General features: G+C 45.3%; 17 protein-coding genes. 1 reads left to right on the top strand and 16 read right to left on the bottom strand.

Features of this window, described 5'->3' with window-relative positions:
* Nucleotides 1-10: 10 nt before the first annotated feature.
* The 16 genes from RFK25_RS04810 to RFK25_RS04735 form a co-directional block, all read right to left on the bottom strand.
* Nucleotides 11-679, bottom strand: a complete 669-nt coding sequence (locus RFK25_RS04810; protein WP_332411897.1) for a CPBP family intramembrane glutamic endopeptidase — start codon at nt 677-679, stop codon at nt 11-13.
* Between the two features lie 10 nt (nt 680-689).
* Complete coding sequence (locus tag RFK25_RS04805; RefSeq protein ID WP_332411894.1) at nt 690-1,151, bottom strand: GNAT family N-acetyltransferase; 462 nt, start codon at nt 1,149-1,151, stop codon at nt 690-692.
* 64 nt (nt 1,152-1,215) lie between these two features.
* Nucleotides 1,216-1,989, bottom strand: coding sequence for an acetyl-CoA carboxylase carboxyl transferase subunit alpha (locus RFK25_RS04800; RefSeq protein ID WP_332411893.1), 774 nt, complete (start codon nt 1,987-1,989; stop codon nt 1,216-1,218).
* Nucleotides 1,986-2,852 (bottom strand): acetyl-CoA carboxylase, carboxyltransferase subunit beta, encoded by an 867-nt coding sequence (gene accD / locus RFK25_RS04795; protein ID WP_332411891.1) that lies wholly within the window; start codon nt 2,850-2,852, stop codon nt 1,986-1,988. The genes RFK25_RS04800 and accD overlap by 4 nt, the downstream gene beginning before the upstream one ends.
* Nucleotides 2,853-2,977: 125 nt before the next feature.
* Nucleotides 2,978-4,345 carry an acetyl-CoA carboxylase biotin carboxylase subunit gene (locus RFK25_RS04790; protein ID WP_332411889.1) on the bottom strand — a complete coding sequence of 456 codons (1,368 nt, stop codon included), beginning with the start codon at nt 4,343-4,345 and terminating at the stop codon, nt 2,978-2,980.
* A 296-nt stretch (nt 4,346-4,641) separates the two neighbouring features.
* Nucleotides 4,642-5,064: a 3-hydroxyacyl-ACP dehydratase FabZ gene (gene fabZ / locus RFK25_RS04785; RefSeq protein ID WP_023371400.1), complete on the bottom strand. Its 423-nt coding sequence runs from the start codon at nt 5,062-5,064 to the stop codon at nt 4,642-4,644.
* Nucleotides 5,061-5,537, bottom strand: a complete 477-nt coding sequence (gene accB / locus RFK25_RS04780; RefSeq protein WP_332411887.1) for an acetyl-CoA carboxylase biotin carboxyl carrier protein — start codon at nt 5,535-5,537, stop codon at nt 5,061-5,063. Before accB ends, fabZ begins: the two co-directional genes overlap by 4 nt.
* Nucleotides 5,538-6,773 (bottom strand): beta-ketoacyl-ACP synthase II, encoded by a 1,236-nt coding sequence (fabF, locus tag RFK25_RS04775; RefSeq protein ID WP_332411885.1) that lies wholly within the window; start codon nt 6,771-6,773, stop codon nt 5,538-5,540. It lies immediately after the preceding gene.
* Between the two features lie 293 nt (nt 6,774-7,066).
* Nucleotides 7,067-7,801 carry a 3-oxoacyl-[acyl-carrier-protein] reductase gene (fabG, locus tag RFK25_RS04770; RefSeq protein WP_332411883.1) on the bottom strand — a complete coding sequence of 245 codons (735 nt, stop codon included), beginning with the start codon at nt 7,799-7,801 and terminating at the stop codon, nt 7,067-7,069.
* 9 nt (nt 7,802-7,810) lie between these two features.
* Nucleotides 7,811-8,731 (bottom strand): ACP S-malonyltransferase, encoded by a 921-nt coding sequence (fabD, locus tag RFK25_RS04765; RefSeq protein WP_332411881.1) that lies wholly within the window; start codon nt 8,729-8,731, stop codon nt 7,811-7,813.
* 1 nt (nt 8,732) lies between these two features.
* The gene (gene fabK, locus RFK25_RS04760) at nt 8,733-9,698 is read right to left on the bottom strand and encodes an enoyl-[acyl-carrier-protein] reductase FabK (protein ID WP_332411879.1); all 966 of its coding nucleotides are present in this window, start codon (nt 9,696-9,698) and stop codon (nt 8,733-8,735) included.
* Nucleotides 9,699-9,865: 167 nt separating this feature from the next.
* Nucleotides 9,866-10,090 carry an acyl carrier protein gene (locus RFK25_RS04755; protein ID WP_002938891.1) on the bottom strand — a complete coding sequence of 75 codons (225 nt, stop codon included), beginning with the start codon at nt 10,088-10,090 and terminating at the stop codon, nt 9,866-9,868.
* A gap of 57 nt (nt 10,091-10,147) precedes the next feature.
* On the bottom strand, nt 10,148-11,125 hold the full coding sequence (locus RFK25_RS04750) for a beta-ketoacyl-ACP synthase III (RefSeq protein ID WP_332411877.1): 978 nt from the start codon (nt 11,123-11,125) through the stop codon (nt 10,148-10,150).
* The gene (fabT, locus tag RFK25_RS04745; RefSeq protein ID WP_332411875.1) at nt 11,122-11,556 is read right to left on the bottom strand and encodes a fatty acid biosynthesis transcriptional regulator FabT; all 435 of its coding nucleotides are present in this window, start codon (nt 11,554-11,556) and stop codon (nt 11,122-11,124) included. The genes RFK25_RS04750 and fabT overlap by 4 nt, the downstream gene beginning before the upstream one ends.
* Nucleotides 11,557-11,635: 79 nt before the next feature.
* Nucleotides 11,636-12,427: an enoyl-CoA hydratase gene (locus RFK25_RS04740; protein WP_332411873.1), complete on the bottom strand. Its 792-nt coding sequence runs from the start codon at nt 12,425-12,427 to the stop codon at nt 11,636-11,638.
* Nucleotides 12,428-12,583: 156 nt separating this feature from the next.
* Entirely contained in the window at nt 12,584-13,225 is a 642-nt protein-coding gene (locus RFK25_RS04735) for an HAD family hydrolase (protein WP_332411871.1), read from the bottom strand.
* Between the two features lie 173 nt (nt 13,226-13,398).
* Here RFK25_RS04735 and RFK25_RS04730 point away from each other — a divergent pair, with 173 nt between their 5' ends.
* Nucleotides 13,399-14,754 carry an aspartate kinase gene (locus RFK25_RS04730; RefSeq protein ID WP_332411868.1) on the top strand — a complete coding sequence of 452 codons (1,356 nt, stop codon included), beginning with the start codon at nt 13,399-13,401 and terminating at the stop codon, nt 14,752-14,754.
* Nucleotides 14,755-14,866: the final 112 nt, after the last annotated feature.

Below are 14,866 nucleotides of genomic sequence, written 5' to 3'. Positions count from 1 at the left end.
TTCTTTATGCTTATTGAAAATAGTAGAAAGCCACCACCGACCAGGCATTGTTGATAAAATGCACTGCCATGGGATAGATAAGGTAATCTGTCTTGTAGTAGAGGTAAGCCATTAAAAATCCTGGGCTAGCATAAATAATCCATGAACCCAAATCTGTTGGTCCATGCAGGAAAGCAAAAATCAAACCAGATACTACAATTCCTAGAATCTTGTGCTTTTCAAATAGCTTTTTGAATAGATAGCCTCTGACAATGATCTCCTCGGTAATGGCTGCCTGACAGGCTACTCTTACAAAGGCTAACCAAAAAGGAATCGTTTGTAACAACTTTTCAATGCCAATCTGATTAGTTGTGTCTTCAATCCCTTGAAGGTCCATGATAAACTGTCCGAGATACTTGAATAACTGGGCCACAATATAGGTTAAAAGAACAATACTCAGACCCTTCCAAGTTAAGATTTTTCTATCCCAAATGGTGAGCCCTTTCCTTTCTGCCAACCAACACATAAAGACCATAATTCCAATAGAAGATATACCTGCAGTCCATTGAGCGACTGGCGAGGTTGATTGTTCCAATATGGAAATTGGAATATGATCGAGTAGCAACAATAGAAAGGCCAGCAGTAAAATCCAGATTTTCCGACAAAGCCATTCCAATCGTTGACTGAATGTTTCTAGCATTTCTAACCTCCTATCTTATCCACTTCTCCATATAGACCATATCCATGCCTTCTTGTTCAGGCTCTGTTTTGATGGCCTTGTAGCCGAGCTTTTCGTAGAAAGAAACTAATTTAGACTCCTGCAAAACCGTGCAGAGCACCCAGCGTCTAACTGTCGGATAAAGGCTTTCCAATTCGAGCATTGCCTTGTGCCCATAGCCTTTTCCTCTGTGGTCTGGATCAATGCCAATCAGACCTAGCCAGCCCTGGTCAGCATCTTCAGCGACTGTTGTTCGTACTAGTCCGACTGTGTGCCCTTTCTCAACAATCTTGTAGTAGCTGCAATTTGGTCGTGCAAAGCGTGATTGGAAATAGTCCATAGTTTCAATGGCTGGGTTGTACTGGTCCTGATAGGTTTCATAGAGGGATGCAAAGGCTCGGTGCTGAATGGGCAGTAATTCTTCTGCGTTTGATAAATCTGCTTTTACTAACATGGAAAACCTCCTGAAAATTATTTAATCCATTGTATCAAATCTAGCAAAAAAATACTAGGTCTTCCTAGTATTTTCTGAATCGTTTATAGCGGTTTTCGAGTAGTTGTTCAAGTGGTAAGGATTGTAAGAAAGCCAACTGGCTGACTAGGTTTTCCTTGATGTCAGCCAAGACTTCCTTGGTCGCTCTGCCATTTTCCAAAACAACCCGATCGACCACTTGGAGCTTCTCCAACTCATAGGAGGTAATCTTCATGAGTTCTGCCGCCTCCATGGCCCGACTGCCGTCTTTCCAGAGGATAGACGCGAACCCTTCGGGGCTGAGGACGGCGTACATGGAGTTTTCCAGCATCCAGACCTGGTCTGCCACCGCTAGAGCAAGAGCCCCACCAGAGCCGCCCTCGCCGATGATAATGGCGATAATGGGCACCTTGAGGTCGCTCATCTCCATGAGGTTGCGGGCAATGGCTTCGCCCTGTCCACGCTCCTCGGCACCGACACCGGGATAGGCTCCAGCAGTATTGATGAAGGTGACAACTGGACGGCCAAACTTCTCCGCCTGCTTCATGAGGCGAAGAGCCTTGCGGTAGCCTTCAGGGTGGGGCTGACCGAAATTGCGTTTGAGGTTGTCTTGGAGATTCTTCCCTTTTTGGATACCGATGACTGTCACCGGCTGACCTGCTAAAAAGCCGATGCCACCCACTACAGCTTCGTCATCACGGAAATTCCGATCGCCGTGCAGTTCGATAAAGTCATCAAAGAGTTGTCTGGCATAGTCCAAGGTCGTCAGGCGAGCTTGGTCACGTGCCAAACGGATCATACGTGCTACATCACTGGTCATCTAACACCTCCATGCATTCTCAACAAGCGACTAATGGTCGCTGGCAAGTCCTGACGTTTGACAATGGCATCGACAAAGCCGTGTTCTTGTAAAAATTCAGCCTTCTGGAAATCGTCAGGCAGATTTTCACGCACAGTTGACTCAATAACCCTACGGCCTGCAAAGCCAACCAGAGTCTGTGGCTCAGCCAGTATAATATCACCTTCCATAGCAAAACTAGCTGTCACACCTCCTGTTGTCGGGTCTGTCAAGACCGTAAGGTAAAAGAGGCCAGCGTTAGAATGGCGTTTTACAGCTGCAGAAATCTTAGCCATTTGCATCAGGCTCATAATGCCTTCCTGCATCCGAGCACCACCAGATGCGGTAAAAAGGACGACTGGCAACTTCTCTTCAGTAGCCAGTTCAAAGAGGCGGGTGATTTTCTCACCGACCACTGTTCCCATTGAAGCCATGATAAAGTGCGAATCCATAATGCCAAGGGCAACTGGCTGACCGCCGATGGTCGCCTTGCCTGTCAAAACAGCTTCATCCAAACCCGTTTTTTGACGGGTGGCTGCTAATTTCTCTAAATAATTGGGGAAGTCCAGCGGATTAGTTGTTTCAATCCCCGTAAATAATTCCTCAAACGAACCATCACTTACTGTCAAAGCCAGGCGTTCCTGAGCTGTAATCCGAAAATTATAGGAACAGTGTTGACAGGTTTTCTCTGGTCCCAAGTCCTTCTTGTAGAGGATTTCCTTACAAGCTGGGCATTTGGAAAAGAGTTCATCTGGCACCTCTGGCTTTGCTTGAGGTGCTGACTCTATCCGCGAACGATTGGGATTGATGCGGATATATTTGTCCTTTTTGCGAAACAAAGCCATAGCATTCTCCTAGTTTACTTTTTTTATCGTCATTTAGTTTTTCTTTTATTACTTCGTTAACTCGCCTTGGCTAACTCCAGTTATGCCTGCGGCTCGTTGCCTAGTACTAAAAGTAAACTAAAAGACTATAATTCTGCTTGATAGCGGGGTAAAAATTCCTCCATAAGGTAGGCAGTGTCATAATCACCAGCCACCACACGCTTGTCGGAAATCAAGTCCAGCTGGAAGTCTGTATTGGTCACCACTCCGTCAATTTCCAATTCGTAGAGGGCTCGCTGCATCTTCATCAGAGCTTCAAAGCGATTTTCCCCATGTACGATAACCTTAGCAATCATGGAATCGTAATAAGGTGGAATGGTGTAGCCTGGGTAAACAGCTGAATCTACACGTAGACCAACGCCACCGCTTGGTAGGTAGAGATTGGAAATCTTACCTGGACTTGGGGCGAAGTTGAAAGCAGGATTTTCAGCATTGATCCGGCATTCAATAGCATGGCCTGTAATCCGCACATCTTCTTGACGGACGCTGAGTTCCTGACCAGCCGCAATCTTGATTTGCTCCTTGACAATATCTACACCGGTTACAAACTCAGTTACAGGATGTTCTACCTGCACCCGTGTGTTCATTTCCATGAAGTAAAATTCGCCCTTGGCTTCGTCCAAGAGAAACTCAATAGTCCCTGCATTTTCATAGCCGACTGATTGGGCTGCACGGACCGCAGCTTGACCGATGCGAGCCCGCATAGTCTGACCAATGGCGATGGATGGAGCTTCTTCCAAGACCTTTTGATTGCTACGCTGAAGGGAACAATCTCGTTCTCCCAGATGAATGACATGGCCGTGCTGGTCCGCCAAAATCTGCACCTCTATATGCCGGGCTGGATAGACAACACGCTCCATGTACATGGCTCCGTTGCCAAAGGCTGCCTTGGCTTCGCTGGAAGCTGATTCGAAGGCTGGAACTAGGTCTTCGGCTTTTTCAACCTTACGAATCCCCTTGCCACCACCACCTGCCGATGCCTTGAGCATGACGGGGTAGCCAATCTTCTCAGCGATTGCAAGAGCTTCTTGGCTGGTCAATACCTCGCCGTCAGAGCCTGGAATGACAGGCACTTGAGCCTTAATCATTTCAGCCCGGGCATTGATCTTATCGCCCATAGTATCCATAACCGTCCCAGAAGGCCCGATAAATTTGATACCAACCTCTTCACAGAGGGTGGCGAATTTGGAGTTTTCACTCAAAAATCCAAAGCCAGGATGAATAGCCTGGGCACCTGTCACAACAGCCGCCGAGATAACCGCCTGCATATTGAGATAGGAATCTGTCGAACGAGCTGGTCCGATACAGATAGCCTCATCTGCCAACATGGTGTGGAGGGCTTCCTTGTCCGCCTCTGAATAGACAGCCACGGTCGCAATCCCCAACTCTCTGGCCGCACGAATGATCCGCACCGCAATCTCACCACGATTGGCAATCAAAATCTTCTCAAACATGATGAATCCTATCTCCTTTTTAACATAGAATAATTGTTATAACAATCTCAAGATGAGAATATTAAATAATGGTTATCAATAGCAGTTCTTCATTTTACTTTTAGTGCTTGCTCCAAAGGTTTGGGAAAACTTTGGAGGTTGGAAATGAGACGAATAAAATTCGTATCAATTGTTGTAGACAGTACTTGGGTACGGCAAAACGAGTTCAAATAATGATGAAATTATTTGAAGTTGGAAATAAGGAAACGAAGTTTCCTCGTTCGTCGACGCAATAAAAGATAAAATGGAGAACTGATTTATTTTCCAATAGCAAAAGTCAACACCCCCGACGCAGCCAGTTTTCCGTCCACTTCTGCCTTTGCCTCAACGACCGCAATGGTTCCACGGCGTTTGACAAATGTCGCGGTCATAATTAACTGGTCACCAGGTACAACTTGCTTCTTAAATTTAACCTTGTCCATGCCGGCATAAAAGACCAGCTTGCCCTTGTTTTCTTCCTTGGACAACTCCAAGACACCTGCGGTTTGTGCCAAAGCCTCCATGATGAGAACACCTGGCATGACAGGATAGTCTGGGAAATGCCCGTTGAAGAAGGGCTCGTTAATGGTCACATTTTTAAGGGCGACAATCTCATCTTCCGATACTTCAAGGACACGATCGACCAAGAGCATAGGGTAGCGATGAGGAAGAGCCTCTTTAATTTTCAAAATATCAATCATTTGATGCGTACCAATCCTTGTCCAAATTCTACAACATCCTGGTTGGCCACCAAAATCTCTGTGACCACACCGTCACGGTCAGCAGGTACTTCGTTCATGACCTTCATGGCTTCGATAATCATGAGAGTCTGCCCTTTCTTGACCGTATCGCCAACTGCTACAAAGGCTGGCTTGTCAGGAGCTGGTGACAAATAGGCCACACCAACAAGTGGACTTTCCACTACCGCACCTTCTGCCGCAGGGGCTGAGCTGGCTTCTACTGGAGTTACCTCACTGGTTTCAACTGCTGGCACAGGGGCTGGGCTTGCAGGAGCTACTGGAGCAAGCGGAGCTTCTACCGCTGGACTCGGAGCCGCTATCGCCTGCTGGTTTTTACTGAAATGCAAGGTTTCCCCAGCATTGCTATATGAAAATTCTCGCAAACTTGACTGGTCAAACTGACTCATCAGGTCTTTAATTTCTGTAATATTCACTTAGACCTCCCAACGTTTGAAAGCGATGACTGAATTATGCCCACCAAAGCCAAATGTATTTGAAATGGCATGACGGATTTCCATGTCACGACCTTGACCATAGATAACATCCGCTTCGATGTAGTCAGATAATTCCGTTGTACCAGCTGTCTTTGGTGCGTAAGAATGACGCATAGCCTCAATGACAGCTGCCGCCTCAACTGCACCCGCTGCACCCAACAAGTGACCTGTGAAGGACTTGGTGGAAGAAACTGGCGTGTTCTTGCCGAAGACAGATACGATAGCTTGGCTTTCCCCTTTTTCATTAGCCGGTGTCGAAGTCCCATGGGCATTGATGTAGTCAATATCAGCTGGCTCCAAACCTGCTTCTGAAATGGCCAACTTCATAGCCTTGATAGCACCCAAACCTTCTGGGTGTGGAGAGGTCATGTGGTGGGCATCGCAGGTATTTCCATAGCCAACAATTTCAGCCAAGATGGTTGCCCCACGCGCCTCTGCATGCTCCAAACTTTCCAAGACCAAGACCGCAGCACCCTCTCCCATGACAAAACCATTGCGGTCCTTGTCAAAGGGAATAGAAGCACGTTCTGGGTCCTCAGTCGTCGACATCGCTGTTAAAGCTTGGAAGCCACCGATTGCAAAAGGCGTAATAGCCGCTTCTGAACCACCTGCCAACATAACATCTTGGAAGCCAAACTTGATTTCACGGAAGGCTTCTCCCAAGGCATCGTTTGACGAAGCACAGGCTGTGATGACACACTTGCAGACACCATTGGCACCGACCTGCATAGCAATATTTCCAGCCGCCATGTTTGGCAAAGCCTTCGGAAGTGCCATAGGACGAATCCGTTTTGGTCCTTTTTCGTTCATGCGAGCAACCTGCTCTTCAATTTCCAAAATCCCACCGATACCAGTTGACAAGATAACACCGAAACGATCGCTGTCAACCGCTTCTGTATCAAGATTGGCATTAGCTACTGCCTCTTGAGCCGCATAAAGAGCATAGAGGGAGTAGTTGTCGTAGCGGTTAGTATCTTTTTTAACGAAGTATTTGTCAAAAGGAAAATCTTTGATTTCCGCTGCATTATGGACAGTATAGTCACTAGTATCAAACTTGGTAATCTTTCCAATCCCAATCTTGCCATTGACCATGCTATCCCAGAATTCTTCTGGCGTATTTCCAATTGGAGATGTCAGACCGTAGCCTGTAACTACTACATGATTTAATTTTGTCATTTTCAAACCTCTCTTAAAACAACACACAAAACAATATTGAATTCAAAGCGCGTCATTGCAGTCTTTCAGTTTGCTTTTAGTACTACGAACAAAGTTCATTTCAACAAGCCGCAGACAGCTTCAATAGTCCAGTAGACTATTGAAGATTGGAAATCGTACTTACGATAGTAAGTACCGCTCCGTTAGTACGGCAAAGCGAGTTCAAACAATCCAATAGATTGTTTGAAGCTGGAAATCTGGAAACGTAGTTTCCTCGCTCGTCGAAGTAATAAAAGATAAACTGGAAGACTGGATTACTGCATGGTCAAGCCGCCGTCAACCGCAATCACTTGTCCAGTTAGGTATTCTTGCTTGGCCAAGAACACTGCTACATCCGCAACTTCTTCCGTCAAGCCAAAGCGTTTCATAGGAATTTGCCCCAACATGGCATCCTTGATTTTGTCAGACAGGACATCCGTCATATCTGACTGGATAAAGCCTGGTGCGATAGCATTGACACGAACATTGCGACTAGCGACTTCACGAGCAATGGATTTTGTAAAGCCGATAACACCTGCCTTAGAAGCAGCATAGTTAGCCTGACCAGCATTCCCTGTCAAACCGACCACACTAGAAAGGTTGATAATAGCCCCTTCACGTGCCTTGGTCATCGGTTTCAAAACAGCCTGGGTCATGTTAAAGGTACCTGTTAGATTGATACTCAAGACACTCTCAAAATCCTCTTCCGTCATTCGCAAGGCCATACCATCCTTAGTAATCCCTGCATTGTTGACCAAGATATCGACGCTACCAAGAGCCTCAACTGCTTCAGCTACCATTCGTTTGGCTTCTGCCGAGCTAGAAATATCACCTGAAATCGCCACCACTTTTACACCGTAGCTTGAAAAGCTGTCCAGCAAGTCCTGGCCTAGCTGACCACGACCATTCAGCACCACATTGGCACCAAGGCTAGCAAACTTATGGGCAATGGCCAAGCCGATTCCACGACTTGAACCCGTCACAAACACATTTTTATTGGTAAGTTCCATGATTTCTCCTTATTGGCTAGTCAACAAGTCTGTTAGACTTGCCACATCTTCTACTGTCACCACCTCGGCTGTCTTATCAATTTTCTTGATAAAGCCTGCCAAAACCTTACCTGGACCGATTTCGATAAACTTGGTCACTCCAGCCGCCTGCATGGTTGTAATGGACTCGTAAAAACGGACAGGCTCCATGACCTGACGGGTCAAGAGGGACTTGATGTCCTCTTGTTTCATGACCTTGGCTTCCGTATTGCCAACTAATTCTACTTGGAAATCCGAAAACTCCACCTCTTCCAGAACCTGCGCCAATTGCTCCGAAGCTGGACGCAAGAGAGCTGTGTGGAAAGGCCCCGACACGTTGAGGGGAATCATACGTTTGACACCCGCCGCCTTCAAGGCTTCCACCGCCTCATCCACAGCTGCCACCTCGCCACCGATAACGATTTGGGCTGGTGTATTGTAGTTGGCCGGAGAAACAATCCCAGAGGTAACTGATGAACAGACCTCTTCGATTAAGCTGACATCTGCATTGAGGACAGCGACCATCTTACCAGTCCCTGCTGGTGCAGTCGTCTCCATAAACTCACCTCGTTTGGCAATCAAGGCAATGGCATCTTCAAAGGCCAAGGCACCTGAAGCAACCAAGGCTGCATATTCTCCCAAGGACAAACCAGCCACCATGTCGGGTTTAATCCCCTTTTCTGCCAATAAACGATAAATCGCAAGGGAAGTTGTCAAAATCGCAGGCTGGGTATAGCGGGTCTGGTTGAGCTTGTCTTCCTGATGGTCAATCAAGTCCCGCACATCATAGCCCAGAATCTGACTAGCCTGGTCGTAAGTTTCCTTGACAATGGGATAGGTGTCATAGAGGTCACGGGCCATACCGAGTGTCTGAGCCCCTTGACCTGCAAATAGAAAGGCTGTTTTTGTCATCTTATTCTCCAACGGAAGCCCAGCGACTCGCTTGTTCCTGAATCACCTTAGCAGCTCCAAAATATAAATCTTTCAAAATTTCTTCACAGGTTTCTTCCTTGGTCACCAAGCCAGCAATCTGACCTGCCATAACCGAACCATTGACCACATCACCATCTACAACGGCATTGCGAAGGGCACCTGCACCCAGTTCTTCAATGGATTCTGCTGAAATTTTCCCAGCAAGGAAGTCTTTTTCCGCAGCCGCATAGGCTGTCGAAAGCTTGTTCTTAATGGCACGCACCGAATGACCTACAACAGACGCCGATACTGTTGTGTCAATATCCTTAGCCTTGAGGACTTTTTCCTTGTAGGCTGGATGGGCGTTTGATTCTTTGGCTACAACAAAACGTGTTCCAACTTGAATAGCTTCTGCACCCAACATAAAGGCAGCTGCAGCACCTGCACCATCTGCAATACCACCTGCAGCAATCACAGGAATTGATACTGCTTCAACAACCTGACGAACCAGGGTCATGGTGGTCAATTTACCGATGTGACCACCTGCTTCCATCCCTTCAGCGATGACGGCATCCACACCCAGTTTTTCCATGCGTTTAGCCAAAGCGACACTTGGAACCACTGGAATAACAATAATACCAGCTGCGTGCAAACGTTCCATGTATTTTCCAGGGTTCCCCGCACCCGTTGTCACCACCTTGACACCTTCTTCGATAACTAGGTCAACAATATCATCTGCAAAAGGCGACAAAAGCATGATATTGACACCGAAAGGCTTGTCTGTGATAGACTTGACTTTATCAATATTCGCCTTGACGACTTCTTTTGGAGCATTGCCTCCACCGATAATACCTAAACCACCAGCATTTGAAACTGCGCCAGCCAAGTCACCGTCAGCCACCCAGGCCATACCACCTTGGAAAATCGGATAATCAATGTTCAATAATTCTGTAATCTTTGTTTTCATATTTCTCTCAATCTTTCTTTGCTTAGCTAATCATTTGAACATCAAACTATTAGCTAAACAAGCGAGAGCAAGGCCCTCACTTAACAATTAGTTTGATGTTTCAATGTTTTGAATATCAAACTATCTATCCAAAGAAAAATGCTCACAAGCACTTTTCTATCGCAATCTTATTTAGTTTTTTCTTCAACATATGCAACCAAGTCGCCTACAGTTGTCAAACCTTCTTCTGTATCGATTTGGATGTCGAATGCATCTTCGATTTCAGATATAACTTGGAAAAGATCCAATGAATCCGCGTCCAAATCTTCAAAGGTTGTTGTAAGGGTTACTTCTTCAGCATCCTTACCCAATTCTTCAACGATGATTTCTTGTACTTTTTCAAATACTGCCATGATAGTGCTCCTTTTTATATAAAAATATTTTTAATCTTGCCAGAGGCAAGGAATTAACTAAAGTTTAAGTAGTAGCGTTCCCCAAGTCAGACCGCCACCAAAACCTGCCAATACAACCGTTTGGCTACCATCCAAGCGTAGACTACCTGCCTCCACACACTCCGATAGGAGAATAGGAATGCTGGCCGCACTGGTATTTCCATAGTGCATCATATTGGCTGGAAATTTCTCAATACCAAGGCCCAGCTTGCGTGCCATCTTGTCCAGAATCCGACTGTTGGCCTGATGAAGCAAGAAATAGTCCACCTCATCACCAGTCAAACCCTGACTGTCTAGTAGCTCTGCAATGGTCTTGGTCACATCGCGAACCGCAAACTCGAAAATCGCTCTACCGTCCATCTGCAAATAAGGTTGGTTGCCTCCCTCTTTCGAGAAGGGAGAATGCAGACCCGTCTGGCCAGAGGTTAGACTAAGGCCACGACTGCCGTCCGTTCGGTTGATTTCTGCCAGGAAATGCTGCTCAGTACTAGCCTCCAGCAAGACACCACCAGCCCCGTCCCCAAACAAAACTGCCGTCCCACGATCTGTCCAGTCAAGAGTCTTGGACAAGACCTCCGCTCCAATCACAATTCCCTTTTGGTAAATCCCAGAGGAAATCAGTTTGTCTGCGGTGGATAGTGCAAACACGAAACCCGAACAAGCTGCGACTAGGTCATAGGCAAAAGCCTTCTTAGCACCGATTGCCGCCTGGACACGAGCTGCCGTTGACGGCATAGCTGAATCTGGTGTAATGGTAGCAACGATGATGAAATCAATGGCTTCAGCAGCTACACCTGACTTGTCTAGCAGGTCTTGGGCAACACGACTGGCTAAATCGCTGGTATTCTCATCGACTGTAATTCGTCGTTGTCGAATACCTGTCCGTGCTGCAATCCAGTCGTCGCTGGTATCCATGATTTGGGCCAAATCATCATTGCTCACAATTCGTTCAGGAACATAGTGGGCAACCTGACTGATTTTAGCGAAGGTTCTCATTTCAAATCCTCCAAGAAATTATAGAGTTTGTAGAGCCCTTTTTTCATCACTTGGTATTCTGCCTCATCCATCCCGTCTGTAATCTGCTTGACCATTTCATTATGAAATTTTCGGTGCAAACGATAGACCAGACGACCTTTCTTGGTCAGATAGAGATGAACCACCCGTCTATCTTTAGTGGAACGAATTCGCTCAACATAGCCTTTTCGTTCTAAATTATTTAGACTGGTCGTTACCGTACCAAGTGTGACCATCAAAGTACGAGCTACATCGCTCGGCGTCGCTCCAGCGATTTCACCGATGATGTCAATGGTATGCATTTCTTTAATGGAAATATCATTGAACCGACTACCTCGAAGACTTGTTTCTTCAATCACCAACACATTATTAAATATAGCGGTCAGGTATTCATTGATTTTTGAATCTTCCAAAACAGGTCTCCTTTACTTTGATAATCAAAGTATAAGCTAAAATAATTTGAATGTCAAACATTTTTTCTAAAAAATTAAATTATTTTCCTGTGAATACTGGTCTTCTCCGCTCAGCGTGGGCCCGAACACCTTCTTTAAAATCTTCTTTAAAAGCCAAGCTTTCTTGCAAGTCCAATTCCAAGCGGCGATAGGATTCCCAGTCCTTGAACTGACTTTCCCAGACCAGTTGCTTTATGGCAACATAAGAGTTAATAGAGCCACGCATGAGTTTTTTGATAACCTGTTGAACAGTCTTTTCCAACTTTTCTGGCTCAACCAGTTTGTAGACAATCCCGTATTCTAGGGCTTTCTCCGCAGACAATCCCTCTCCTGTCATGGCCAAGTGACTGGCACGATTGGCTCCAATGGCACGACTGAGCAGGAAAATACCACCTGCGTCTGGAGCCAACCCAACGCCAACAAAAGCTTGGATAAATTTGGTCTTGGTGGAGGCAATAACAAAATCAGCTGCCACTGCCATATTAGCCGCCGCACCCGCTACTGCTCCATCGGTAACCATAATGACAACTTTAGGTAGTTGCTTGAGGGCGAAGGAGATATCATTCACCAGCTCTGCGATGCGCACAAGAGAAGGAATATCGTCCTCATCCACTGCTCGCTTCATCTCGACCAAATCTCCACCAACAGAGAAAATGTGACCTGCTGCTTCAATCTGCAAGAAATGAACTTGGTCATTCTGAGCCGTCTCTTCGATAGCCTCAAGAATTTCTTCACACATTGGGATGTTAAAACCATTGGCAACATCGGGACGATTAAAGGTTAGAACGGCAAGACTTCCTGTTACCTGATAGGAAATTGTTTGGTAGGTCATCTCTTCTCCTTTGAAAATGATTTGATCGTTAAAACATTTGAATATCAAATTTCAAACTCTTGTATCTCATTCTAGCACAGATTTGCAATTTGTCACTATTTTTCCAAAAATATAGTGTGACATCCGAAAAAAAGCTGGCAAAACCAACTTTTTCTATTAAACATCTAAGTCATTCATTGCCTGTCCTAAACTATCTACTAACCTATCAGCTTGTGACTGGTCGATACCGTAATACCGATCCCGAATAGCCCAGACAGTCAGATCTGCCGTTTTTGCTGCAGCAATCCCCTTAGAACTGTCTTCAAAGACCAAAATATCCTTTTTATCCACTCCTAAAGCTTGGACTGCCTGTTCATACACTGCTGGATGTGGCTTTGGTGCTTGACAGTCCATACCAGAAAATACATATTCAAAATACTTTCTAATCCCTACTTCAGACAAGGCTCGTTCAATATCTGCCTTATCTGTATTGGAGGCCAATGCCAGAGGTAAGCCTTTAGTAGCCAAACGCTCCAGACTATCTCTTACATCTGGAAACAGGCGCTCAGCATAAGGTGTTGGACGTTCTTCCTTATAGAGCCGATATTCCGCTTCTAAGGCTGGCACATCCCAATTTTCATAATCATCTGCTAAAATCCGCTTCCACATTTGGCTGGCTCTTCCACCAACAAAAATAGATGGTTCCAAGTGCTCTACTGATAAGCCCTTAGTAGCTAGAAAATCAATTCGACGGTGAAAATAAAACGTTTCCGTATCAAACAGGACACCATCCATATCAAAAATAATTGCTTTTACCATGTCTTTCTCCTATTCCTATCTATTGTAACATAGGCGGAAGTTTTTTGTTTTCAGAAAATTTTCGAGAGAGCAATTGTTCGCTTTAAAGACCAGTAGCCATAAGATTTGCTTATAAGTACTGACAATCCCTTACTATTCTGCTATAATAGAAAAAAATATCCTAGGAGTTACAGATGAAAGTGATTAAATTTGGCGGAAGTTCTCTCGCTTCTGCTAGTCAATTAGAAAAAGTATTCAATATTGTCCAATCCGATCCTGAGCGTCGCTTTGTCGTTGTTTCAGCACCTGGCAAACGAAACGCTGAAGATACAAAGGTTACAGATGCCTTGATTAAGTACTACAAGGACTATATCCATGGAAAAGATGTTACTGCAAGTCAAGAATGGATTATCAACCGCTACCAGGCGATGGTGGATGAACTTGGTTTCCCTGCAAAGAGCATGAAGAAAATTGCCGAAAGCATCAAGGATTTAGCAAGTTTGCCAATTGAGAACAACGATTTTCTTTACGATGCATTCTTGGCAGCTGGTGAAGATAACAATGCTAAGTTGATTGCTGAGTATTTCACCTACAAGGGACTGCCCGCACGCTATGTCCATCCCAAGAAGGCTGGCATTTTCGTCAGCTCTGAGCCTGGCAATGCCCGCATTCTTCCATCAAGCTATGATAAAATTGAAGAACTGCGTAACTCAGATGAAATCTTGATTATTCCTGGTTTCTTTGGTGTTACGATTGACAATCAAATTTGTACCTTCTCACGTGGAGGGTCAGACATCACTGGTTCTATCGTAGCAGCAGGGGTAAAGGCTGATCTTTACGAAAACTTTACTGATGTAGATGGTATCTTTGCTGCCCATCCTGGTATTATCAAAAATCCACATTCTATCAAGGAATTGACTTATCGTGAGATGCGCGAATTAGCTTATGCCGGCTTCTCCGTGCTCCATGATGAGGCTCTTCTCCCGGCCTATCGCGGTCGCATTCCATTGGTTATTAAAAATACCAATAACCCTGGTCATCCTGGCACTCGTATTGTTCACAAACACACTGAAGAAACCGTTCCTGTTGTTGGTATCGCAGCAGATGATGACTTCGTAAGTATCAATATGTCTAAGTACCTGATGAACCGTGAAGTTGGTTTTGGGCGCAAGGTTCTGCAAATTCTTGAAGATCTCAATATACGGTTTGAACATATGCCGACTGGTATTGATGACCTATCTATCGTTCTCCGCGAGCGTGAGTTAACGCCTATCAAGGAGGAAGAAATCCTTCGTCAACTCAAGACCAAACTAGAAGTTGATAAGGCAGAAATTGAACATGGGCTCTCTACCATCATGATTGTTGGTGAAAATATGAAGAGCCATGTCGGTGTAACTGCTACTGCAACGGCTGCACTTTCTCAACAAAATGTCAACCTGGCCATGATTTCGCAAGGTGCCAGCGAAGTTTCCGTTATGTTCGTTGTCAAAACAGAAGAAAAAGAGAAGGCTCTCAAGGCCCTCTATGATGCATTTTTTGAGGAGAAATAAGTAAAAACCATGCTAGATTACTGAACTGCACCCCAAAAGTTAGACAGAAAAAATCTAACATTTGGGGTGCTATTTTTATGAAATTGAGCTATGAAGACAAAATCGAAATCTA

The sequence above is a fragment of the Streptococcus sp. SS-4456 genome, assembly GCF_036680365.1.
In the GTDB taxonomy this organism is placed as follows: Bacteria; Bacillota; Bacilli; order Lactobacillales; family Streptococcaceae; genus Streptococcus.
The sequence above is the reverse complement of the archived record's forward strand: the minus strand, read 5'-3'. Positions and strand labels throughout refer to the sequence as shown.